Source organism: Dellaglioa sp. CoH-56-MRSF-12 (genome assembly GCF_056782075.1).
In genome coordinates, this window is record NZ_JBXAYD010000002.1 from 55,116 (window position 1) to 78,617 (window position 23,502).

The following is a 23,502-nucleotide window of genomic DNA, read 5'->3' on the forward strand; positions in this document are numbered from 1 at the left end:
ATTTGAAATGGACAGAAGTAAGTATCTCAACAAGTAGTGAAGCTGTAGAAGCGGTTTCTAATATTTTAATTGAAAGTGGTGCTGAAGGTGTCCAAATTGATGATTCAAAAGATTTTGAAAAATTAATGCAGGATAATTTAGACGGGAACGATTTTACATCAGTTGAGCACCAAAATGATGGAGCAAAGATTTCTGCCTTTTTCCCTGAAACTATTTTTATTCCTGAAATATTGCCAACTATACAGAGTAGGGTTAATCAATTAGCTGATTTTGGACTTAATCCGGGACGTGGTCTGATTGAATTGAATGAAGTGGATGACCAAGGTTGGGGATTGGAATGGCAACAATACTACCATCCGGTTAGAGTTACCCGATTCCTAACAATAGTACCAAGTTGGGAGAAATATCAGGTGGTCCAACCTGATGAAAAAGTGATACGTTTAGACCCTGGTAAAGCATTCGGTACAGGAACACATCCCACAACCCGGCTAGCTTTGGTAGCACTAGAGCAAGTAATACGTGGAAATGAATCTATGATTGATGTTGGAACAGGTTCAGGTGTTTTAAGTATTGCTGCAAAACATCTTGGTGTTGGTCATATTGATGCGTATGATTTGGACGATATTGCAGTAGATGCTGCCGTATTAAATTTCAACTTAAATCCAATTGCAAATCAGATACATGTAGCAGCTAATGATTTACTAAATGGTATTGATAATAAGGTTGATTTAATTGTGGCTAATATTTTGTCCGAAATTATTGTACCGTTAATTCCGCAAGCTAGAAGAAATTTAAATCCAGGTGGCCATTTTGTGACATCTGGGATTATTGCAGATAAAGTCGATTTAATCAAGGAGTCACTGGTAACTGGTGGATTTGAAATACAACAGATTTTAAATATGGGTGACTGGTTCTCAATTATTGCAGTTAAAATGGATTTGGAAGGTTAGGTAGTAAAGATGCAGAGATATTTTTTGAAATCTGATGAGTTAATTTTAACAGATGAGGATTTTCATCATGCAATTAAAGTTATGCGTTTGGCTGTTGGTGATCAAGTTGAACTCGTTAAGCAATCAACAGAGGTTGTTGTTGCAAAGATGAAACAGGTTACTGAAAGTTCAGCTACTTTTGATTATCAAAAGACAGTAGAAACATTAGTTGAGTTGCCAGTAGAAGTAACAATTGCGTCGGCTCTTTCAAAAAAAGATAAGGCAGACTGGATTGTACAAAAAGGTACAGAAATGGGGGCTGCCCATTTTATATTTTTTAATAGTGATTTTTCTATTGCAAAATGGGATCAAAAAAAGCAGGCTAAAAAAATTGAACGTTTAAAAAAAATTGCTAAGGGTGCTGCAGAACAAGCACATCGAACTAAAATTCCAACGATTTCATACGCTAAAAAAATTGATGAGATATTTCAACAATCTTATGATATTCAGATTGTTGCATATGAAGAATCTGCTAAACAAGGTGAGGTTAGCCAACTAAAAAAATCATTTGATTTGATTGAACCTAATCAAAATATGATTGCGGTATTTGGTTCAGAGGGTGGTATTTCAAAATCAGAAATTGATAAGTTAGCTACAGCTGGTTATCAAAAGGTAGGCTTAGGACCTAGAATTTTACGTGCAGAGACTGCTCCGTTATACTTATTAGCGAGCCTTTCATTTGTTAGTGAATTAAGTTAAGTAAGGCATGAGAAAACGAAATGAGGAAATATTTTTGAAAAATTTTCTAAGCATAACAGCTGCATGGTACTTAACGGTAAGTATTGCCATCGGAATTGTGGTCCCGATGGTACTGACCTTAGTTAATGCAAACGATGTTATAAAAATTGGTGTTTCTTTATTTATAGTAAATGTCATTTTTTCTATCATTATTGGTGTTATTATTGGTAGAAATGATCATAGTTTGATTTTTAACTTTTTCTTTCCAGTTATTTTTGCAATAGGTGTGTTGTGCCATTTATTTCAAAGTATCACTATCTTTTTTGCAATTATTTATCTTTGTTTATCATTATTAACATGGGGAATTTCAAAAAAATAATACAAATACTTTATGAATACATGAGTACGCGGACTGCATTATGGAATCGCGTATTTTTATTTTATATAAAAAGAGGTGTGTAGATATGACAAAAGAAGAAATGTGGAGTGCTAGAGACGTTTTGGAAATCGTTGAAAGCTATATGAATGAAGAACATGTTGCATTTGTACAAAAAGCATGTGATTTTGCTACCTATGTTCATAAGAATCAATATCGTAAGTCTGGCGAACCATATATAATGCACCCAATACAAGTTGCTGGTATTCTTGCAGAATTAAAAATGGATCCGGAGACTGTTAGTGCAGGATTTTTACATGATGTTGTTGAAGACACACCAGTTACTTTAGGTGATGTAGGCGAACTTTTTGGTAAAGATGTGCAAGTAATTGTCGATGGTGTAACAAAATTAGGTCAAATTCAATATAAATCTCATCAAGAGCAATTAGCTGAAAATCATCGTAAATTATTGTTAGCGATGTCTAAAGATTTACGTGTTATTATTGTGAAATTAGCAGATAGGTTACATAATATGCGGACGTTAAAACACTTACGTCCAGATAAGCAACGACGAATTGCAAATGAAACGTTAGAAATATATGCACCATTGGCAGACCGTTTAGGTATTAGTACGATTAAGTGGGAATTAGAAGATAGTTCATTACGTTATCTGAACCCCCAACAATACTATCGAATTGTTCATTTGATGAATTCTAAACGTGAAGAACGTGAGGCTTATATTTCTGGAGCTATTGAAGAAATAAAAGTTTCCATTAGTGATTTAAAAGTTTCAAGCGAAATTTATGGGCGACCAAAGCATTTGTATTCTGTCTATAAAAAGATGAAAGACCAACATAAACAATTCTCTCAAATTTATGACCTCCTAGCTGTTAGAGTAATTGTTGGATCAATTAAAGATTGTTATGCGGTACTTGGGGCAATACATTCTAGATGGAAACCAATGCCTGGAAGATTTAAAGACTATATTGCGATTCCAAAGGCTAACTTGTACCAGTCTCTGCATACGACTGTTGTCGGACCAGAGGGACGTCCTTTTGAAGTTCAAATTAGAACAAAAGAGATGCATGAAATAGCTGAATTTGGTGTAGCAGCACATTGGGCTTACAAAGAAGGTGTGAAAGAGAAAGTTCAGCAAGATGACGCGGGTACAAAATTAAATTGGTTTAAAGAAATTATTGAATTACAAGATGAGACTGATGATGCTTCTGCTTTTATGGAAAGTGTTAAAGGCGATATCTTTGGTGACCGCGTTTATGTATTCACACCTAAAGGTGATGTTTTTGAATTACCCAAAGGTGCAGGACCACTTGATATGGCCTACAGTATTCATACTGAAATTGGACATCATACAACGGGTGCAAAAGTTAACGGAAAGATTGTGCCATTAGATTATCAAGTCAAAAATGGAGACATTGTTGATATCTTAACTAGTAAAAGTTCAATAGGACCAAGCCGTGATTGGGTTAATTTGGTGCATACAAATAAAGCTAGAAATAAAATTAAACACTTCTTCAAACTACAAGATCGTGTTGCTAATGCAGCTAAAGGTGAAGATTTATTGACGATGCAATTAATTGATTTAGGATTTGATCCTAAAAAAGTCATTACAAAAGAAAATATGAAACAGCTTTTGGATAAAAGACAATTGTCTGAATCAGATGACTTGTATGCTGCAATTGGATTTGGAGAGGTAGCAACGTTAGGTGTCGCCAATGCTTTAACGGAAGATATTCGCTCTAAAGAAGAAGAAGTTCGACAAGTTAATGAGCAGAAGGCAATCCTTGAAGAACATAAAGAAATGAAAAAACCAGACGTATCTGAAAAAAATCGTAAAAGTAGCCATGATGGTGGTGTTGTAATTGATGGCGTCGATAACTTACTTGTTCGATTAAGTCATTGCTGTAATCCTATTCCAGGAGATGACATTATTGGTTATATTACAAAGGGGCGTGGTGTTTCAGTTCATAGAACTGAATGTCCTAATGTTATTAAAGCTGAAGAGTCCGGGGAAAGAATTATTAGTGTTAAATGGGATAAAACCATGGATGATAAATCTAATTATCAATCTGATTTGGAAATCCAAGGGTACAATCGTTCTGGACTTTTGAATGATATTTTACAATCATTGAATAATACAACTAAGCAATTAAGCTCAGTTAATGGCCGTGTTGATAATAATAAAATTGCGACAATGGATGTTTCAGTTGGCGTAAAAGATATTGTTCAATTAGAAAGAATTATGGAAACTTTGAAAAGTGTTGAAGACGTTTATGCTGTTAAAAGGAAAATTCATTAATTTTCTAATGGAGGTACTAAAGAAGTGAAAATTGTTGTTCAACGTGTTAAAAAGGCTAGTGTTTCGGTAAATGGTCAGGTATTAAATCAGATTAATGTAGGATATCTTTTATTGGTGGGATTTAAGACGGGTGATACATCTACTGAGATAGATTATATGGTAAAAAAAATCTCTAATTCCAGATTATTTGAAGATGATATGGGAAAAATGAATTTAAGTATTCAAGAAATAAATGGAGAAATTCTATCTGTTTCACAATTTACTTTGTACGCGTCAACAAAAAAAGGGAATAGACCAAGCTTTACAGATTCTGAAGAACCTAATTTAGCTGAGGAACATTATGATGAATTTAATCAAAAATTGGCTGAAATAGTAACTATTGTTAAACCAGGTCAATTTGGAGCAGATATGGATGTTGAACTTATAAATGATGGACCAGTAACAATTATTTTTGATACAGAGAAAAAATAAAGGATGTATTAGAATCAACTCTAATACATCTTTTTGGTGTAAAGAATATTTGGAGGGTATAAAATGATAAATAATTATTTTTGGGACTTTGATGGGACGCTTTTTGATACTTATCCTGAGATGGTTAAGGCATTTCAAGAAGCGTTACGTTTACAAAATGTAATTGCGACTAGAACAGAAATTTATAAAATTATGCGAGAAAAATCTGTTAGACAAGCAATTCAAATTTATCAAGAAACAAATTTGAATTTAGATGTTGAACAATTGAGGGTAAGCTATGATGATTTAGAAAGACAGAGTCAAAAAAATGCAAAATTATTTCCTGGTGCAAAAGAAGTTTGTAAATGGGTGGTTGATAATGGTGGACAAAACTTTTTATTAACCCATAGGGATCAAAGCGCAATTGATATGCTTAGGGAAACAAATATTATTCATTTGTTTTCAGATTTTGTTACTTCAGATCAAAAATTTCCAAGGAAACCTAATCCAGCGTCACTTAATTATCTTGCAGAAAAAAATGCAGTTGATTACCAGAAAGCAGCAATGATTGGTGATCGGGAGTTGGATATTGCTGCAGGGCATAATGCAGGTATGAAGGGATATTTATTTGATTTTGATCAAATGATTTCAACAGTTGAAAAACCAGATAAGCGTGTATTGAAATTAATTGATTTAATACAAAAATAAGACAATGATAGTTAAGCATTGTCTTATTTATTTTGGATATAATTTGTTAAACCTTCAACGACTGATTTTGCTGTTTTTTCTTGAAAGCTGCTACTTTGGATTAACTTAAAGTCATATTTTGTATTAATGTACCCTAATTCTAGTAAGACGGATGGTTGTGTATTATCTCTTAGAACAAGAAAATCGCCAAATTCCGTTCCACGATTATCAAGACCGGTATCGTTTAATTCGGCATTTATTGAATTTGCAAGTGCTAAATCAGCTGTCTTATTATAGTAGTAACTTGTTAAACCAGTTGCTTCATCATCATTAGGCGATGAATCAAAATGGAAACTAATAAATGCATCTGCATTATTTGATTCTGCAAGTTTAGCGCGTGGGGCTAAATCTACATACGAATCAGAGTCTCGTGTTAAAATCACATTGGCGCCACGTTTCTTAAGAAGATAAGCTACTTTTTTTACAATTTGAAGCGTGTAGATTTTTTCTTGTTTATCTTTGATTGAAAGTGCACCTGAATCGTTACCGCCATGTCCGGGATCTAAAACAATCGTTGCTTCAGATAATTTAGTCACTTTGGCATTTTTTTTAGAAAGAATCCAGTTTGCTACCCAACCTTTTTTAGTATTTGGCAAACTTACGTATGACCAATTATTTTTTTCTCGAATAATTGTAATACGCTCACCTTTCTTAAGAGTGTCTAACACTTTATTTGACGTACTTGGTCCGGTACGTACATTAATATTGTCAGATGTAACAACGGTTTCTTTTAAATAAGTTGTCGTTTTTACAATACCTAAACATAGGGTACAAAAAATGATGATTAATAAAATGACTCTTGGCCAGTTTATGCTGAATCCATGTTTTCTATTTGTTGACATTTATGTACTCCTTTAACTATAGATATTGAATCTAAATATTAGTATACCAAATATTTGTTCAATAGTAAGAATCAAATTTAATAATATTGTAAGTTAAGCTGTACTTGACTTTAGAGAGTTACTCGAGTAACTTTATAATTAATAAAATATTAAAACCGATGAAAAAGAAATTAGGTTAGTTAAATTGTATAGAGAGTGAATAATTTGCTGAAATATTCACCATTTTTGCTAACCGAAAGACACTTTTGAGGTGCGTGTGGTTAAATCACATGTCGTTTAAGTTGCGTTAAGCTATTAGTAAAAAATTAAGGTGGTACCGTGCAAAAGCACCCTTGTCGTATTTAGATGAGGGTGCTTTTTTGTATATAATGCCACAAATAGGAGGATTTATAATGAAATTTCAACGTCCCAAAGGAACAGCAGATATAATCCCAGCAGATTCAAAAAAATGGCAATATATTGAAGAAACCGCTAGAAATATATTCTCAAGTTACCAATATGATGAAATTAGAACACCACTTTTTGAACATTTTGAGGTTTTTTCAAGAACTTCAGGTGATACTTCTGATATTGTAACTAAAGAAATGTATGATTTTAAAGATAAAGGTGACCGCCATATAACACTTCGTCCTGAAGGAACAGCTGGAGTTGTTAGAGCGTATGTTGAAAATAAACTTTATGGCCCAGAAATTCAAAAGCCATTTAAAACGTATTATATTGGACCAATGTTTCGTTATGAAAGACCTCAATCTGGACGCTTACGTCAATTTCATCAAATTGGAGTTGAAGCCTTTGGGGTTGATAATCCAACACTTGATGTTGAAGTTATGGCAATGGCAATTGATTTCTTATCAAAATTTGGATTAACAAATTTAAAATTAGCTATTAATACTTTGGGAGATAATGATAGTCGTGATAATTATCGTGACGCATTAGTTGCATATTTACGTCCCTTCGCTGATCAATTAAGTGATGATTCAAAAGCACGTTTAGAAAAAAATCCACTACGCGTTTTGGATAGTAAAGATAAAGGTGATCAAGAAATTGTTAAAAATGCACCATCAATTCTAGATTACCTTAGTGAAGAGTCACAGGCTCATTTTAACCAAGTAAAAGTGTTACTTGATGCATTGGAAATTCCATATGAAGTTGATTCAACAATGGTTCGTGGACTTGATTATTATAACCATACCATTTTCGAAATTATGTCTGATTCAAAAGCATTTGGTGGGAAATTTACGACCATTTGTGCTGGTGGACGATATAATGGCCTTGTTGAGCAATTAGGTGGTCCTGAAACACCAGGGATTGGTTTTGGCTTGGGGATTGAAAGATTATTATTAGTTCTTGAAGCTGAAGATGCAAAATTACCCGTTGAACAAAGTTTAGATGTTTATGTTGTTGGTATTGGTGAAGAAACGAATACTGAAACACTAAAACTCGTGCAATCAATGCGTAAGGCAGGTTATTCAATTGAAAGAGATTATTTAAATCGTAAACCAAAAGGTCAATTTAAATCTGCTAATCGTATGAATGCTCATTTTGTTATGACTTTAGGTGAGAGCGAACTAGAAACACAAACTTTGAATTTTAAAAATATGAAAACAAGTCAAGAAATTATATTAAAATTAGAAGATGTATATACTGATTTTTCGAAAGTATATGAAAAGGCATTAAAATTAGAAATGGAGGCTGATGGAGAATGAAAAGAACAACATACAATGGTTTAGTTGATGAAACTTTTATTGGTCAAACAGTTACATTAAAGGGATGGGTACAAAAAAGACGCGATTTAGGAAATTTAATTTTTATTGATTTACGTGATCGTGAGGGCATTGTTCAACTGGTTTTTAGTCAAGAATTTGATTCCGAAGCTTTAAAGATTGCTGAAGAGTTACGTAATGAATTTGTTGTTGAGGTTGCAGGAAAAGTGACACAACGGGATGCTAAAGCAATCAACCCAAGAATGAAAACGGGTAAGATTGAAGTTGAAGTTCATAATGCAGTTATTTTGAATAAAGCAAAAACACCGCCATTTGAAATACAAGATGATATTAATGTTGTAGATGATACAAGATTAAAATATCGTTATTTAGACTTACGTCGTCCTGAAATGCAAAAATCATTAATGATTCGTAGCCGTATTACACAATCTGTTCACAGCTACTTAGATAATCAAAATTTTATTGATATTGAAACACCATATTTAACAAAATCAACACCTGAAGGGGCTCGTGACTATCTTGTACCTTCCCGTGTCTATCCTGGGCATTTTTATGCATTACCACAATCACCTCAATTATTTAAGCAATTATTGATGAATGCCGGATTTGATCGTTACTACCAAATTGCTCGTTGTTTTAGAGACGAAGATTTGCGTGGTGACCGTCAACCTGAATTTACGCAAATAGATTTAGAAACATCATTTATGTCTGCTGAAGAAATTCAAGATTTAACAGAAGGTTTATTAAAACGTGTAATGAAAGATACTTTAAATATTGACCTCGAATTACCATTACAACGTATGACTTGGAATGAATCAATGGCAAGATATGGTTCTGAAAAACCGGATATTAGATTTGATATGGAATTAAAAGATATGTCTGCTGCAGTTAAAGATATTGATTTTAAAGTATTTACTAATACTTTAAACAATGGTGGACTTGTTAATGCTATTGCGATTCCTGGTGGTGCCGATAAGTATTCACGCAAAGCGATTGATGCTAAAACGGCTTATATTGAACGTTTTGGTGCTAAAGGGTTAGCTTGGGTAAAAGTAACTGAAGAAGGATTTAGTGGCCCAATTGCTAAATTTTTAAATGACCATGTTGATGCAATTAAAGAAGCTGCTGGTGCAAATGTCGGAGATTTAATTTTGTTTGTTGCTGACAAAGCAAGTGTTGTTCGTGCATCATTAGGTTACTTACGTAATGATATTGCCAAAGAGATGGATATGATTGATGAAAATAGATTCGCCTTCCTTTGGGTTGTTGATTGGCCATTATTTGAATACAGTGAAGACTTTGACAAATTTATTGCTGCGCATCATCCTTTTACTATGCCAAATGAAGAAGATATTCATTTACTTGATGAAAATCCACATGAAGCACATGCACAAAGTTATGATATTATTTTGAATGGTTATGAATTGGGTGGTGGGTCAATCCGTATTCATAAACGCGATATTCAAGAAAAAATGTTTAAGGCTTTAGGATTTACTAAAGAAAGTGCGGAAGAACAATTTGGATTTTTCCTAGATGCACTTGATTATGGATTCCCACCACATGGTGGATTGGCTATTGGGTTAGACAGATTTGCTATGTTATTGGCAAAGAAAGATAACATTCGCGAAGTTATCGCGTTCCCTAAAAATTCAAAAGCATCAGAGCCATTGACGAATGCGCCTAGTCTAGTTGCAAGTAAGCAATTAGATGAATTATCGTTAAAAGTTGAAGAAAATAAATTAAAATAGACGTTTAAAAGACTAATGATTAAACTCATTAGTCTTTTTTAGGCATAAAAATATCAATATTATGTTAAGTGATTTATTATTATCATATATTAAGAGGGGGAATGATGATAATGAGTGAAAAAGCAATATTCGCTGGTGGTTGTTTTTGGTGCATGGTTGAACCGTTTGAAGAACAAGCAGGAATTTTAAATGTCGTATCTGGATATACAGGAGGACACACTAAAAATCCAACATATGAAGATGTTGTATCTGAAACAACGGGGCATACTGAGGCAGTTGAGATAACATTTGACCCTAAAAAAATTAATTACGCTCAGCTTGTTGAGATATATTGGCAACAAACAGATCCAACTGATGCGATGGGGCAATTTCAAGATAGGGGTAGTTCATATCGCCCAGTGATTTATACACTAAATGATGAGCAAAGAAAAATTGCGGAAACTTCAAGACAACTATTGATTGATAGTCATAGATTCAAAGAACCAATTGTTACAACTATAGAAGATGCAGGTCCATTTTATGCTGCTGAGGATTATCATCAAGAGTTTTATAAAAAGAATCCAAGAAGATTTGCTATGGAAGAAAACGGTGGACGGAATCAATTTAAACAATCTGTCTGGAAATCTAAATAAGTTAAAAGAGTCTTTTCGAATGAATTTTGAAAAGACTCTTTTTGTATAGATTAAGATTTACTTGATAAGTAAATGTCTAACTGTATCTGACCGTAATGAATGGTATAATATTCGTAACTTGTTAAAATGAAATGTGAGGTTTTTTGATCATGGACGATCTGCAACAAATTTTTAAGAAACATTCATACGCGGCCAAAGCTTCAACAGCATTTATATATGCGATATTAGTTTCGGTTGCGATGAACTTTTTTTGGACACCAGGAAAAATATATGCCTCTGGTATTACGGGGTTAGCGCAATTAGTAGCAACCCTCCTTAGTCGATATGCACCATTTCAAATATCGACTGCGTTACTCTTATTTCTTTTAAATGTACCAATGTTCATTTTGGCTTGGAATAAAATTGGTCACCGTTTTACTGTGTTTACTTTTCTAGCAGTTGTATTTTCAAGTATTATGATCAAAGCAATTACGCCAGTAACGTTAACAACGGATCCTATTATTTGCGCGATATTTGGTGGAGCTGTTAATGGATTTGGTACTGGATTAGCGCTTAGAAATGGAATTTCAACTGGTGGATTAGATATTATTGGCTTAACAATTAAAAAGAAAACAGGTAAAAGTATTGGAACTATTAATATTATTTTTAATGCTTTTATTGTTCTAGCAGCCGGTTTTATTTATGGTTGGCCATATGCTTTTTATTCTGCATTGGGATTATTTGTTAATGCTAGAGTCATGGATATGGTTTATACAAGACAACAAAAAATGCAAGTTATGATTGTGACGAGTCGTCCTAAGAGTGTGATTGATTCAATACAAAATCATATGCGTCGTGGAATCACAATTGTTAACGATGTTGAGGGTGCTTATCATCATGATGATAAGACACTTTTAATTACCGTTATTTCGAGATATGAACAAAATGAATTACATGATGCAATGGAAGAGTCAGACCCGGTCGCATTTGTTAGTATCTCAGAAAACGTTCAGATATGGGGACGTTTTTATGAGCAAGCATTATAAATAAAACTAAAGGATTAATAAGTTATGCAAATTAAAAAGATAATCTACTTATTTCTCATCAGACTATTTTCGTTACTGAATTTCTCTAAAAAAAGTACTAATATCAGCTATTTAATGAGTTTCGGTGGTAATAGTGACTTCATTCGGAAATTAAATCAAAGATGTTTAGATAATAATCAACATTTAATCATTTTTTATCGACCTTCTATGAAGTTAGAAATTAAGAATATCGAAGACTTAAATATTGAAACCAAAATATTTACTGAAAATATTTCTTTCGTATTAAATTTAATCCCTCTGATTTCTAAGAGTAACTTAATTTTTGTCGATAATTATTTTGCTTTTTTAGCCACAATGCATACAAAAAAAACAACCAAAATTGTTCAACTTTGGCATGCAAATGGGGCAATTAAATCGTTTGGTTGGGATGAGCCTAAGACAGCTGATCGATCAGCTGAAGATAAAAAACGATTTCAATCTGTCTATAATCAATTTGATGATTTTATTGTAGCGTCAGCTAAAATGGGGTCAGTATTTAAGAAAAGTTATCATGTTTCTGATAATCACATTTTAGAACTTGGATACCCTGCTACAGATAAATTTAAAGATAGCAATTGGATAAAATTAACAAAAAAAAATATTTTTAGTAGCCACCCAGACTTAATTAAGAAAAAAATCATTTTATACGCACCAACATATAGAGAAGATATAAATGGGGAAGTTATATTAGAAATACCAGATGATTTTTCTAATATTCAAGAATTATTAAATGATGAAACTAAGTTAATTATTAAATTACATCCGCATTTAAAGGACAAAGAGCTTGCCTTTAAAAAATTATTATCTAAGAATAATGATATTTTATGGGTGGATGAATACACAACTGGAGAATTGTTGGTCATCACAAATTGTTTAATTACAGATTATTCATCGGTTATTTTTGATTTCAGTTTATTGCCAAACGCTGAACGAGTTTTATTCTATTGTTTTGATTTAAAGAATTATGAAAGTAGTATTGGGATTCAATCGGATTTTAATAACTGGGTACCAGGACCGATTGTGCAAACAATGAGTGAACTAGTTGCTACTTATAAAGAATTCAAAAATAGTGATAGACAATTAGCAACATTTAATTTATTATGGAATACATCTAATGATGGGCATGCGACAGAGCGTGTTCTAGATTATTATTTTACTTAAATAAGGAGCGTCAATACATTGAAAAAAGTTATTTCAATTATAAAAGAACAATTTGAAAATTTACCAATTATATTTCGAGTTTCAAAATATGAAGATCGAGCAAGTTACCAAAGTCATTATTTAGGAATTGCATGGGAGTTTTTAAACCCAATGATTCAAATTGGTATTTACTATCTTGTTTTCGGTGTTGCCTTGCACGCTGGACAACAGATAGATGGGGTTAATTATTTTGCTTGGATGATGGTGGGTATCGCCCCATGGTTGTTTATGAATTCTAGTGTACTTGGTATGTCTCGTAGTGTTTATGAAAAAGTTGGATTAGTTGCTAAAATGAAATTTCCAGTTAGCGTACTACCAACAATTCGTATGGTCAGTCAAATGACTGCGTATTGGGTTATGTTCGGTTTTAGTATTATTGTTTTATTATTATCAGGTGTAACGCCCACTTTGTATTGGTTACAGTACATTTATTATTTTATCTGTATGATTGCATTTTTATTTGCTTTCGGTATTTTTAATTCAACCATCTCAATTTTAGCTCGTGATTACTATATAGCACTCCAATCGATTATGAGGGTTTTATTTTACATGTCAGGTATTTTATTCAATTTAAATTCTGGTAGTTTTCCTAAAGTTTTTGTTAGAATTCTACAAATAAATCCGTTTAACTATTTAGTCGCAGGGTTTAGAGAAACTTTCTTGAGCGAAGGTTGGTTTTTTAATAATCCAACACAACTATTACTATTTTGGTCAATCACATTAATGTTCCTCTTAATAGGATCACATTTACACTATAAATTTAGAGCTCATTTTGTTGATTTAATTTAAATATAAAAGATTTAGAAAACTTCCTGTCAGGTGAGTATTCTAAATCTTTTTTTATAATCAATGTTATAATACAATCAAGTTAAAATGCGAAAAGGGGTAAGGATAATGTTGATAGGATCACATGTTAGTATGAAGGGAAAAGATATGTTACTTGGTTCCGCCGAAGAGGCTTCGAATAATGGAGCAAGTACATTTATGATTTATACGGGAGCACCTCAAAATACAAGGCGAAAAGATATTTCAGAGATGAATATTCCAAAAGGTAAAGCCTTTATGGTGGAACATGGATTAAGTGATATAGTTGTTCATGCCCCTTATATTATCAATTTAGGAAATACAGTTAAACCAGAGAATTTTACATTTGCAATCAATTTTTTGAAAGCTGAAATAGATAGGGCCGAAGCATTAGGTGCTACTCAAATGACTCTCCATCCTGGTGCTCATGTAGGTGCGGGAGATGAAGCTGCAATTAAACATATCATTGAAGGATTAAACGAAGTTTTGACTTCAGACCAAAAAATTCAAATTGCTATTGAAACAATGGCGGGCAAGGGTACAGAGGTTGGACGAACATTTGAACAGATTGCACAAATGATTGATGGTGTGAAGTTGAATGATAAATTATCTGTTACGTTTGATACATGTCATACTAGTGATGCTGGATATAATATTAAAGATGACTTTGAATCTGTTATAGAAAAGTTTGATGATATTATTGGAATTGATCGATTGAAAGTCTTTCATATTAACGATTCAAAAAATGTTCAAGGAAGTCATAAAGATAGACATGCTAATATTGGCTTTGGTGAAATTGGGTTTGATGCATTAAATAGTATTGTACATGACGAAAGATTTAGTAAGGTACCTAAAATATTAGAAACACCATATGTAGGTGTAGATAAAAAAAATCAACAATCACCATATCAAAAAGAAATTTTGATGTTTAAAGAAAATACCTTTAATCCTAATCTATTAACGGAACTTGGGTTAAATTAAAGCTGTTTATTGATTTAGATCAATTGATTTATGCTTAATTTGTTAAAAAAAAGTATATTTTTTGTATTATCTCAAATATTTTATAAAAGATTTATTGACGGCGATAAAGACTTTAGTTATAATGAACAAGGACAGTTCGACGATGCAACTTAATGCATAAAAAGACGGTTACATTCAAGCTCGGAGGGAGGGATATCTATGTCAAAGACAGTCGTACGTAAAAACGAATCTCTCGATGATGCTCTTCGTCGCTTTAAACGTTCCGTTTCTAAAACAGGTACATTACAAGAATACCGTAAACGCGAATTCTATGAAAAGCCAAGTGTGAAACGTAAGAAGAAATCCGAAGCAGCAAGAAAGCGTAAAACAACTAAGAAACGCTTCTAGTCTAGGGAGGAATCACGTTGAGTCTATTAGAAACACTTAATAACGATTTAAAACAAGCGATGAAAGCAAAAGACAAACAAACTTTAAGTACTGTAAGAATGCTTAAAGCAGCTGTTACAAACGAAGAAATTAAAGCAGGTCATGATTTATCAGTTGATGATGAAACTGTTTTATTGGCTCGCGAGTTAAAACAACGCAAAGAATCTTATGCAGAATTCAAAGATGCCGGTCGAGATGATCTTTTAGAAAATCTTGATATGGAAATAAAAATTGTCGAAAAATATTTACCTGAACAATTATCAGCTGAAGAAGTTACTGATGTCGTGAAAGAAGTTATTTCACAAGTTGGTGCAACATCAAAAGCTGATTTTGGAAAAGTCATGGGTGCGGTTATTCCTAAACTTAAGGGACGCGCTGATGGTAAGGTTATAAGTGAGACAGTTAAATCATTATTAAATTAGCGAAAAAGGAATTACAATTCAACTTGAATTGTAGTTCCTTTTTTTTTATGCTATTATTTGAGTTGAGTAACTTTGGGACATATAAAACGAATTTAAAGAGGGTTATTATGGATTTAGAAATTTTTGACCACACTAAGGCAGAACCAGAAAAAAATATAACATTAATTAAAGAAATTCTTAATTTTGCGGGTAAGAAAATAAAATTACCTGATGAAACAGAAATGTCAGTTACTTTAATGAATAATGAAGAAATTCACAAAATTAATCGTGAATATCGAAATGTAGATAGACCAACTGACGTCATCAGCTTCGCAATCGAAGAAGATGGAGATGATATGCCAATTATTTTTCCTGATGATGAAGGTATGGATATGCCTGAAATTGCTAAAAATATCGGTGATATCATGATTTCAACTGAAAAAGTTGCTGAACAAGCAGTTGATTATGGTCATTCTTATGAACGTGAATTGGGATTTTTGACAGTCCATGGGTTCTTACACCTAAATGGTTACGATCATATGGAACCTGAAGATGAAAAAGAAATGTTTGGATTACAAACAGAGATATTAGATGCTTATGGCCTTAAACGATAAGCGCCAAGTTAAAAAAAATCGAACATTTTTGTTGTCACTAGGACATTCTCTAGATGGCCTTGTTACGGTTTTTAAAGAAGAAAGAAATATGAAAAAACATGTAGCCATGATGATACTAGTATCTATTTGTGCGGCAATTTTTCAAATTTCTGAAACAGAGTGGCTATGGCTAGCTCTTAGCATTAGTATGGTTATTATTAATGAAGTTTGGAACACAGTTATAGAGAATCTGGTTGATCTGACAACTGGTCATAAATATAATGAGATTGCAAAAAAAGTTAAAGATATGTCAGCTGCTGCTGTCTTACTTTCGGCACTATTTGCGATGATTGTTGGATGTCTTATTTTTATCCCACAACTGTTAGAATTAGTTTTTGATTAGTCAATTATAATAAAAGGTACATAAATAAGAGGAGAATTAATTAATGCAAAATAAAAAGTTTCATTCAGGATTTGTGGCAATTTTAGGACGACCAAATGTTGGAAAATCAACATTTTTAAACAATGTTATGGGTCAAAAAATTGCTATTATGAGTGATAAGGCACAAACGACCAGAAATAAAATTCAAGGTATTTATACAACAGATGATGCACAAATTGTCTTTATTGATACACCTGGTGTTCATAAACCAAAGAGTCGTTTAGGTGATTTTATGGTCAAATCAGCACTTTCAACACTTGGTGAAGTTGATGCTATTTTATTTATGGTTAATGCAACAGAAAAACGTGGACCAGGAGATAATTTTATTATTGATCGATTAAAAGATACTAAGAAACCAATTTATTTGGTTATTAATAAAATTGACCAAATTCACCCTGATGAAATATTAGCTATTGTGGAAACGTATCGAGAATCTTTGGACTATAAAGAAGTTTTCCCAATTTCAGCACTTAAAGGAAATAACGTCGATGAGCTTGTTGATTCATTAATTAGTGAATTACCTGAAGGACCCCAGTTTTACCCAGAAGATCAAATTACAGATCATCCAGAACGTTTTGTTATGGGTGAACTAATTCGTGAAAAAGTTTTACAATTAACACGAGAAGAAGTTCCTCACTCAGTTGCCGTTTTGGTTGAAGATATAAAAAAAGAGGACGAAGAAAAATTGCACATTTCTGCAACAATTATCGTTGAACGTCCAACGCAAAAAGGTATTATTATTGGTAAAGGTGGTAAAATGTTAAAAGATATCGGTGTTAAAGCTAGAAAAGATATCGAAACGATGCTTGGTGATCGCGTTTATTTGGAACTTTGGGTTAAAGTTCAAAAAAATTGGCGAGATAAACAGACTGATTTAAAAGCATTTGGTTACCGTGAAGATGACTATTAAGAAGTAACTAATGATCGGAACAAGATAATTTTTGTTCCGATTTTTATTTGCTCATGGAAAGGGGATGCATAGTATCGTTCAGAATAATGCAGATTTTGAAGGGATTTTACTTTATCGTAAAGAATATAAAGAACGTGATCTTTTAGTGAAATTTTTAACCGATCGTTATGGTAAAAAAATGTTTTTTATTAAAGGTGCTAGAAAACGAGGATTCAAATTATCTGCTGCTTTACTACCATTTACAATCGGAACTTACAGTGGGAGTATAAATGACAACGGATTATCATTTATTAATACTGCTAAAGAGTTTGAACAATTTCAAACGATTTCACAGGATATAATCAGTAATGCTTATACCATTTATATTTTTAGTTTAATTGATGCTGCATTCAAAGATAACGAACCCATCTCTGTTTGGTACCGAAAAGTTGTGACAGCAATTCGATTGATTAACGAAGAATTTGATCCAGAAATTATTACAAATATTATTGAAATTCAGCTATTAACAGTTTTTGGTGTACAGCCTCAATTGCAGGTCTGTGCAGTTGGTGGCGAAACGCAGGGAGAATTTGATTATTCAGAATCTTACGGTGGGCTACTGTGTTCTAAACATTGGTATCTTGATAATAATCGACTTCATGCTACTCAAAAAACAATTTTTTATTTGAGACAATTTTCTGTAGTGAATCTTGATAAATTAAATTCAATCAAGGTTGCTGAGAGTACCAAAAAGGAATTACGTCGTATTATTGATGTTATTTATGATAATAGTGTTGGATTAAATTTGAAAAGTAAAAAATTTATCGATGGAATCAGTTCTTGGCCAGTCTCATTAAAGAAAAATACTGAAATATAATTGACAAATACTTATTTCTAAACTATGATTATAGAGAAATAAATAGCGGGATTATGATGAAAAAGGGTAAGAATAGTTATTAAAGCGAACTTAGGATTAGTGCAAGCTAAGTAATTAATTATTTTTATTGGCATTTTCGGAGTCCTTTGTTAATGAAGCTGCTGGTTGAATTGAACCAGAAGTAGGGTGGAACCGCGATATTAAAATCGTCCCTATGTGGTCTATAAGACTGCATAGGTTTTTTTGTGCTTAAAAATAAGGAGGAATACTATGTCAAAAAAGTTAGCTGTTCAAGATATTATTATGACATTACAAAAATTCTGGGCTGATCAGGGTTGTATGTTAATGGAGGCTTATGATACAGAAAAAGGTGCTGGAACTATGAGCCCTTACACATTTTTACGTGCAATTGGACCAGAACCATGGAATGCTGCATACGTTGAACCTTCAAGACGTCCTGCAGATGGTCGTTATGGCGAAAATCCCAATCGTTTGTACCAACATCATCAATTTCAAGTTGTGATGAAACCATCTCCTGCAAATATTCAAGATTTATATTTGGATAGTTTGCGTGCATTAGGTATTGATCCAGCTGAACATGATATTCGATTTGTTGAAGACAACTGGGAAAACCCATCAATGGGTTGTGCTGGTGTTGGCTGGGAAGTTTGGCTTGATGGTATGGAAGTTACACAATTTACTTATTTCCAACAGGTTGGTGGATTAGAGGTACATCCCGTCACTAGTGAAGTTACTTATGGTTTAGAGCGCCTTTCTTCATATATTCAAGATGTTGAGAGTGTTTATGATCTTGAATGGGCTGATGGGGTCATGTACGGCGACATATTTAAAGAACCAGAATATGAAAATTCTAAATATTCATTTGAAGAAAGCAATCAAGAAATGTTATTTAATTTGTTTGATGTATATGAAACAGAAGCCAAAAAACAGATTGCCAATGGGTTAGTTCATCCGGCATACGATTATGTTTTAAAATGTAGTCATACATTTAATTTATTAGATGCTCGAGGAGCCGTTTCTGTTACTGAACGTGCTGGATATTTAGCAAGAATTAGAAATATGGCTAAATCAATTGCTAAAGTTTTCGTACAGGAGCGTAAAAAATTAGGCTACCCATTACTAAAAGATGAAAAACTTCGTAGTAAATTATTAAAGGAGGATAAATAAGATGACACATTCCTTTTTATTAGAAATTGGGTTAGAAGAAATTCCTGCTCATGTTGTTACACCTAGCCAAAATCAATTGGCTAAACGTGTAGGTGACTTTTTAACAGAGCAACGGTTATCATTTGACGAAATAAAGGCATTCTCAACACCCAGACGTTTAGCTGTTGAAGTGACTGGTTTGGCTGATAAACAAGCAGATATTCAAGAAGAAGCTAAAGGACCTGCAAAGAAAATTGCCATGGATGATGAAGGAAATTGGTCTAATGCTGCAAAAGGCTTTGTCCGTGGACAAGGAGTAACAACAGACGATATAACGTTTAAAGAATTAAAAGGCGTTGAGTATGTCTATGTAAATAAATTTATCGCTGGTAAATCTGCCAAAGATATTTTGGTTCAGATTAAAGATGTGATTGAAGCGATGACATTCCCAACAATGATGCACTGGGCAAATTATGACTTTAAATATGTTAGACCAATTCGTTGGATAGTTGCGTTACTTGATAGTGACGTTATTCCATTCAGTATTTTAAATATTAAATCTGGCCGCCAAACGCAAGGCCATCGTTTTTTAGGAGAAGCTGTAGATTTAGCCTCAGTAACAGAGTATGTTAAAAAATTAGAAGAACAATATGTAATCGTTGATTCTAATAGACGAAAAGAAATGATTAGAACACAAATTACTAATCTTGAAAATAATCAAGACTGGCATATTATTCTTGATGAGGATCTTTTGGAAGAAGTTAACAATTTAGTTGAATATCCAACAGTATTTTCTGGTCATTTTGATAAGAAATATTTAGATATTCCTGATGTTGTTCTAATGACTTCAATGAAAGACCATCAAAGATTCTTTTATGTGCGTGGCCAAAACGATGAAATCTTACCAATGTTCGTCTCAGTTCGTAATGGGACAGAAGCTAACATTGCTAACGTCGAAGCAGGCAATGAAAAGGTTCTTACAGCACGATTGGAAGATGCTGCATTTTTCTACCAAGAAGATCAAAAACAAACGATTAATGATTATGTAGAGCGATTAAAAAATGTCACATTCCATGATAAAATTGGATCAATGTCTGAAAAAATGGAACGTGTTCAATTAATGGCACAAATCATTGGTAAACGCCTTGGCTTAAATGACCATGAATTATCTCTTTTACAAAGAACAAGTGAAATTTATAAATTTGATTTGGTAACAGGGATGGTTGGAGAATTTTCTGAACTTCAAGGAATTATGGGTGAGAAATATGCCTTGCTAATGGGCGAAAATCCAACTGTTGCACAAGCAATTTCTGAACACTATATGCCAATTAGTGCTGATGGCGAACTACCTAAATCAAAAATTGGTGCAGTTTTAGCAATTGCTGATAAGTTGGACAGCATGTCAAGTTTCTTCTCAGTTGGATTAATTCCAACTGGATCAAATGATCCCTATGCACTTCGTCGTCAAGCGTTTGGGATAGTTAGAATTGTTGAAGATCGTCAGTGGCATTTTTCACCACTTGAGGTACTGAACGATATTAAGGAATTGGCAACGATACATCCAGATTTATTTACCAAGATGACTGTTGGCGAAAATGATAAAGATATTTTAAGTTTTGTTAATGATCGTATGAAGCAATGGCTTTCAAATAAAAACGTCAGTTATGATGTAATTGAAAGTGTTGTTGAAAGTACAGATGCAGATTTATTAGTTATGTCAGAGGCCGCTGTAACCTTAGAAAATCATAAAAATGATAAGGATTTCAAGGAGACCGTTGAAGCAATCAATCGTGTATTAAAGCTAGCAGATAAAAATGAGGCAACTAATCTAGTTGTTGAACAAGTATTATTAGATAATACTGCTGAAAAAGATTTATTTGAACGAGTTGAAATAATCCAAAGTCAGTTGGCAGATTTAACGTCAGAGAAGTTATATACTACATTAAGCGAGATTCGTCCGCTAATTGAAAATTATTTTGACCAGACAATGGTTATGGTTGATGATACAAAAATTAAAAATAATCGCTTAAATCAATTGAGTTTAATTGCTAAGATGAGTTCAAAATTAGGTAATTTAAGTAAATTAAATATTAAGTAATATAAAAATGAGAATTTATCTGTGAAGATAAATTCCTTTTTTGTTTGGTAATAGAATCAGAATAGTCATATTTGACAAAAGTGTCTATTACTTGAAGCTAATAATTGTATTTATGTCAAATAAATGCTATTATTATGGGTACTCAAAATATAGGTAACTTCGTATCGTTAGTTTTGGAGGTGAGTAGTTGGAATGAGAATACCCGAAAACGTAATTGAACAGGTGCGAACTAGTGTGAATATTACTGATATCATTAGTCAGTATGTCGGATTAAAAAAATCTGGTAGTAATTTTATGGGTTTATGTCCATTTCATGAAGAAAAAACGCCTTCATTTTCTGTAAGCGAAGAGAAACAAATTTTTCACTGTTTTAGCTGTGGAAGAGGTGGGAATGTTTTTAAGTTCTTAATTGAGCTAGAGGGACTTAGCTTTCCAGAATCTGTCAATAAAGTTGCAGAATTTTCAGGAATGGATATCGATAGTAAATATTCTGAATCTCAGTCAGCAAGGACACAAGAATCAACTGAAAATCGTCAGTTAAAGCAAATTCATGATGACGGTGCTAAATTATATCAACACATTTTAATGAATACAGAAATGGGTCAAAAGGCATTAGATTACCTGCATAATCGTGGTATAACGGATGAAATTATCAAAACTTTCCAAATTGGATTTGCGCCTGGGAAATCGGTCTTACAAGATTTTTTTAAGGAAAAGAAAGTAGACTATCAATTATTAAGGCAGTCTGGACTATTTATTGAAAATCAAACAGGTGATTTGCGTGAACGATTTATTGATCGAGTGATGTTTCCGATTAGAAATCAAAATGGTCAAGTTGTTGCCTTTTCAGGTCGTCTGCTTGAAAAAAATAAAGAATTACCTAAATATTTAAACAGTCCTGAAACGCCTATTTTTAATAAAAGAGAGATTCTATTTAATTACGATTTGGCAAAAAAAGAAATTCGGACAGAAGGAAATGTTATTTTGTTCGAAGGATTTATGGATGTTTTAGCAGCATACCGCTCTGGAGTTAAAAATGGTGTCGCCTCTATGGGAACAAGTTTAACAAATGAACAAATTTATTTGTTAGAACGTTCAACATCACAATTAAATATTTGTTATGATGGGGATGAACCCGGGCAAAATGCAACAAATCGTGCTTTGAACCTGCTAGCGAATCAGACAAAAATGAAAGTTGGCGTGCTAGCCATTCCTAACGGTATGGATCCTGATGAGTTTGTTAAAAAAAATGGTAAAGAAGCGTTTCTGGAGTTAGCTCACTCTGCTCGAGAGACGGTTATTTCATTCAAAATGAATTTTTTGAAACGAAATAAAAACTTAAAAAATGAAAGTGAGCAAATTGATTATATTGATCAAGTACTACAAGTTTTAACTACAATTAAAACGCCGTTTGAGCAAGATATTTATATTAATCAGTTGGCAGATGAATTTAAAATTGATAAAGGAATTCTAAGACAACAGTTAATTGATTTAGTTGCCGTTCAACCAAAAGTAGTGCAACAAGTTAATCAAGTTCCAAGGGTTCGAACAGATGAACCACCTGTAGAAAATCGCTCAGAGGTCATGAGCGATGAAAAAATTGATCGTGTTGAAAGAGCTGAAAGATTATTGCTTTATCGTATATTACATGATCATACAGCTTGGCTGAAAATTCGATCAATTGATGATTTTAGTTTTGTTCATGATAGTTATCAGTTAATATATACGTTAGCTGAAGGCTATTTAGAATTACATGAGCAATATGAAATTGCTAGTTTTTTAGATTACTTGCCAGAAGAGTCTTCAAAGAGATTTTTAATGCAAATAGAGCTGATGACAGTTGCAGAAGAGTCTTCAGAGGATGAATTTGATGATTGTGTGTCCGTCATTATGAATGATTCGCCGATGGAACAATCAATTAATCAAGTTCGATCAGATCTTATGGAAGCAAATCGTCTTGGCAATACAGAACTAACCAATGAATTATCAGTTAAGTTAATTGCATTATATCAAAAACAACAAGTACCACGAACATCCATCTAAGGGAGGAATTATTA

The 23,502-nt window shown here is 32.9% G+C and carries 23 protein-coding genes and 1 other annotated feature; of the genes, 22 read left to right on the forward strand and 1 reads right to left on the reverse strand.

From position 1 onward, the window contains the following. The first annotated feature begins 2 nt into the window (after positions 1-2). From prmA to AC1RPY_RS02100, 6 genes are all read left to right on the forward strand, one after another. Positions 3-950: a 50S ribosomal protein L11 methyltransferase gene (gene prmA, locus AC1RPY_RS02075; protein ID WP_481761367.1), complete on the forward strand. Its 948-nt coding sequence runs from the start codon at positions 3-5 to the stop codon at positions 948-950. Between the two features lie 9 nt (positions 951-959). Further along, on the forward strand, positions 960-1,688 hold the full coding sequence (locus tag AC1RPY_RS02080) for a 16S rRNA (uracil(1498)-N(3))-methyltransferase (protein WP_481761366.1): 729 nt from the start codon (positions 960-962) through the stop codon (positions 1,686-1,688). A gap of 34 nt (positions 1,689-1,722) precedes the next feature. After that, positions 1,723-2,046 carry a hypothetical protein gene (locus AC1RPY_RS02085; RefSeq protein ID WP_481762180.1) on the forward strand — a complete coding sequence of 108 codons (324 nt, stop codon included), beginning with the start codon at positions 1,723-1,725 and terminating at the stop codon, positions 2,044-2,046. 85 nt (positions 2,047-2,131) lie between these two features. Then, complete coding sequence (locus AC1RPY_RS02090; protein ID WP_409022473.1) at positions 2,132-4,360, forward strand: RelA/SpoT family protein; 2,229 nt, start codon at positions 2,132-2,134, stop codon at positions 4,358-4,360. A gap of 24 nt (positions 4,361-4,384) precedes the next feature. After that, a complete protein-coding gene (gene dtd, locus AC1RPY_RS02095; RefSeq protein WP_481761364.1) occupies positions 4,385-4,831 on the forward strand; it encodes a D-aminoacyl-tRNA deacylase in 447 nt (148 codons plus the stop codon). A gap of 63 nt (positions 4,832-4,894) precedes the next feature. Then, positions 4,895-5,518 (forward strand): HAD-IA family hydrolase, encoded by a 624-nt coding sequence (locus AC1RPY_RS02100; RefSeq protein ID WP_481761363.1) that lies wholly within the window; start codon positions 4,895-4,897, stop codon positions 5,516-5,518. A 23-nt stretch (positions 5,519-5,541) separates the two neighbouring features. Here the strand turns inward: AC1RPY_RS02100 and AC1RPY_RS02105 are convergent, their stop codons facing one another. Further along, on the reverse strand, positions 5,542-6,399 hold the full coding sequence (locus AC1RPY_RS02105; RefSeq protein ID WP_481761362.1) for an N-acetylmuramoyl-L-alanine amidase family protein: 858 nt from the start codon (positions 6,397-6,399) through the stop codon (positions 5,542-5,544). A 149-nt stretch (positions 6,400-6,548) separates the two neighbouring features. After that, positions 6,549-6,736: a binding site (T-box leader), on the forward strand. A gap of 55 nt (positions 6,737-6,791) precedes the next feature. Here AC1RPY_RS02105 and hisS point away from each other — a divergent pair. From hisS to dnaG, 16 genes are all read left to right on the forward strand, one after another. After that, positions 6,792-8,105 carry a histidine--tRNA ligase gene (hisS, locus tag AC1RPY_RS02110; RefSeq protein WP_481761361.1) on the forward strand — a complete coding sequence of 438 codons (1,314 nt, stop codon included), beginning with the start codon at positions 6,792-6,794 and terminating at the stop codon, positions 8,103-8,105. Continuing rightward, a complete protein-coding gene (gene aspS, locus AC1RPY_RS02115; protein WP_481761360.1) occupies positions 8,102-9,871 on the forward strand; it encodes an aspartate--tRNA ligase in 1,770 nt (589 codons plus the stop codon). Before hisS ends, aspS begins: the two co-directional genes overlap by 4 nt. A 110-nt stretch (positions 9,872-9,981) precedes the next feature. After that, on the forward strand, positions 9,982-10,503 hold the full coding sequence (gene msrA, locus AC1RPY_RS02120; RefSeq protein WP_409022479.1) for a peptide-methionine (S)-S-oxide reductase MsrA: 522 nt from the start codon (positions 9,982-9,984) through the stop codon (positions 10,501-10,503). A gap of 149 nt (positions 10,504-10,652) precedes the next feature. Continuing rightward, on the forward strand, positions 10,653-11,528 hold the full coding sequence (locus AC1RPY_RS02125; protein ID WP_409022480.1) for a YitT family protein: 876 nt from the start codon (positions 10,653-10,655) through the stop codon (positions 11,526-11,528). A 24-nt stretch (positions 11,529-11,552) separates the two neighbouring features. After that, entirely contained in the window at positions 11,553-12,728 is a 1,176-nt protein-coding gene (locus AC1RPY_RS02130; protein WP_481762404.1) for a CDP-glycerol glycerophosphotransferase family protein, read from the forward strand. 18 nt (positions 12,729-12,746) lie between these two features. Next, complete coding sequence (locus AC1RPY_RS02135; protein ID WP_409022482.1) at positions 12,747-13,556, forward strand: ABC transporter permease; 810 nt, start codon at positions 12,747-12,749, stop codon at positions 13,554-13,556. A 105-nt stretch (positions 13,557-13,661) separates the two neighbouring features. After that, on the forward strand, positions 13,662-14,552 hold the full coding sequence (locus AC1RPY_RS02140) for a deoxyribonuclease IV (protein WP_409022483.1): 891 nt from the start codon (positions 13,662-13,664) through the stop codon (positions 14,550-14,552). Positions 14,553-14,750: 198 nt separating this feature from the next. Further along, positions 14,751-14,939 (forward strand): 30S ribosomal protein S21, encoded by a 189-nt coding sequence (gene rpsU, locus AC1RPY_RS02145; protein WP_057973588.1) that lies wholly within the window; start codon positions 14,751-14,753, stop codon positions 14,937-14,939. A 17-nt stretch (positions 14,940-14,956) separates the two neighbouring features. Then, on the forward strand, positions 14,957-15,400 hold the full coding sequence (locus AC1RPY_RS02150; protein WP_409022484.1) for a GatB/YqeY domain-containing protein: 444 nt from the start codon (positions 14,957-14,959) through the stop codon (positions 15,398-15,400). Between the two features lie 107 nt (positions 15,401-15,507). Further along, on the forward strand, positions 15,508-15,993 hold the full coding sequence (ybeY, locus tag AC1RPY_RS02155; protein ID WP_409022485.1) for an rRNA maturation RNase YbeY: 486 nt from the start codon (positions 15,508-15,510) through the stop codon (positions 15,991-15,993). Further along, positions 15,971-16,375 (forward strand): diacylglycerol kinase family protein, encoded by a 405-nt coding sequence (locus AC1RPY_RS02160; RefSeq protein WP_409022486.1) that lies wholly within the window; start codon positions 15,971-15,973, stop codon positions 16,373-16,375. Before ybeY ends, AC1RPY_RS02160 begins: the two co-directional genes overlap by 23 nt. 43 nt (positions 16,376-16,418) lie before the next feature. Beyond that, positions 16,419-17,324 carry a GTPase Era gene (gene era / locus AC1RPY_RS02165; protein WP_409022487.1) on the forward strand — a complete coding sequence of 302 codons (906 nt, stop codon included), beginning with the start codon at positions 16,419-16,421 and terminating at the stop codon, positions 17,322-17,324. 64 nt (positions 17,325-17,388) lie between these two features. Further along, positions 17,389-18,180 carry a DNA repair protein RecO gene (recO, locus tag AC1RPY_RS02170; RefSeq protein ID WP_481761411.1) on the forward strand — a complete coding sequence of 264 codons (792 nt, stop codon included), beginning with the start codon at positions 17,389-17,391 and terminating at the stop codon, positions 18,178-18,180. Positions 18,181-18,450: 270 nt separating this feature from the next. Then, complete coding sequence (gene glyQ, locus AC1RPY_RS02175; RefSeq protein WP_409022489.1) at positions 18,451-19,368, forward strand: glycine--tRNA ligase subunit alpha; 918 nt, start codon at positions 18,451-18,453, stop codon at positions 19,366-19,368. A gap of 1 nt (position 19,369) precedes the next feature. Continuing rightward, positions 19,370-21,445, forward strand: coding sequence for a glycine--tRNA ligase subunit beta (glyS, locus tag AC1RPY_RS02180; RefSeq protein ID WP_481761358.1), 2,076 nt, complete (start codon positions 19,370-19,372; stop codon positions 21,443-21,445). 192 nt (positions 21,446-21,637) lie between these two features. Next, positions 21,638-23,488: a DNA primase gene (gene dnaG, locus AC1RPY_RS02185; RefSeq protein WP_481761357.1), complete on the forward strand. Its 1,851-nt coding sequence runs from the start codon at positions 21,638-21,640 to the stop codon at positions 23,486-23,488. Positions 23,489-23,502 lie beyond the last annotated feature (14 nt).

What these genes read in the sequence shown, in the direction of transcription:
- AC1RPY_RS02080 (WP_481761366.1), top strand. Translation starts at nt 960, where the DNA reads ATGCAGAGATATTTTTTGAAATCTGATGAGTTAATTTTAACAGATGAG.
- AC1RPY_RS02090 (WP_409022473.1), top strand. Translation starts at nt 2,132, where the DNA reads ATGACAAAAGAAGAAATGTGGAGTGCTAGAGACGTTTTGGAAATCGTT.
- AC1RPY_RS02100 (WP_481761363.1), top strand. Translation starts at nt 4,895, where the DNA reads ATGATAAATAATTATTTTTGGGACTTTGATGGGACGCTTTTTGATACT.
- AC1RPY_RS02105 (WP_481761362.1), bottom strand. Translation starts at nt 6,399, where the DNA reads ATGTCAACAAATAGAAAACATGGATTCAGCATAAACTGGCCAAGAGTC.
- hisS (WP_481761361.1), top strand. Translation starts at nt 6,792, where the DNA reads ATGAAATTTCAACGTCCCAAAGGAACAGCAGATATAATCCCAGCAGAT.
- aspS (WP_481761360.1), top strand. Translation starts at nt 8,102, where the DNA reads ATGAAAAGAACAACATACAATGGTTTAGTTGATGAAACTTTTATTGGT.
- msrA (WP_409022479.1), top strand. Translation starts at nt 9,982, where the DNA reads ATGAGTGAAAAAGCAATATTCGCTGGTGGTTGTTTTTGGTGCATGGTT.
- AC1RPY_RS02125 (WP_409022480.1), top strand. Translation starts at nt 10,653, where the DNA reads ATGGACGATCTGCAACAAATTTTTAAGAAACATTCATACGCGGCCAAA.
- AC1RPY_RS02130 (WP_481762404.1), top strand. Translation starts at nt 11,553, where the DNA reads ATGCAAATTAAAAAGATAATCTACTTATTTCTCATCAGACTATTTTCG.
- AC1RPY_RS02140 (WP_409022483.1), top strand. Translation starts at nt 13,662, where the DNA reads ATGTTGATAGGATCACATGTTAGTATGAAGGGAAAAGATATGTTACTT.
- rpsU (WP_057973588.1), top strand. Translation starts at nt 14,751, where the DNA reads ATGTCAAAGACAGTCGTACGTAAAAACGAATCTCTCGATGATGCTCTT.
- ybeY (WP_409022485.1), top strand. Translation starts at nt 15,508, where the DNA reads ATGGATTTAGAAATTTTTGACCACACTAAGGCAGAACCAGAAAAAAAT.
- AC1RPY_RS02160 (WP_409022486.1), top strand. Translation starts at nt 15,971, where the DNA reads ATGCTTATGGCCTTAAACGATAAGCGCCAAGTTAAAAAAAATCGAACA.
- era (WP_409022487.1), top strand. Translation starts at nt 16,419, where the DNA reads ATGCAAAATAAAAAGTTTCATTCAGGATTTGTGGCAATTTTAGGACGA.
- recO (WP_481761411.1), top strand. Translation starts at nt 17,389, where the DNA reads ATGCATAGTATCGTTCAGAATAATGCAGATTTTGAAGGGATTTTACTT.
- glyQ (WP_409022489.1), top strand. Translation starts at nt 18,451, where the DNA reads ATGTCAAAAAAGTTAGCTGTTCAAGATATTATTATGACATTACAAAAA.
- glyS (WP_481761358.1), top strand. Translation starts at nt 19,370, where the DNA reads ATGACACATTCCTTTTTATTAGAAATTGGGTTAGAAGAAATTCCTGCT.
- dnaG (WP_481761357.1), top strand. Translation starts at nt 21,638, where the DNA reads ATGAGAATACCCGAAAACGTAATTGAACAGGTGCGAACTAGTGTGAAT.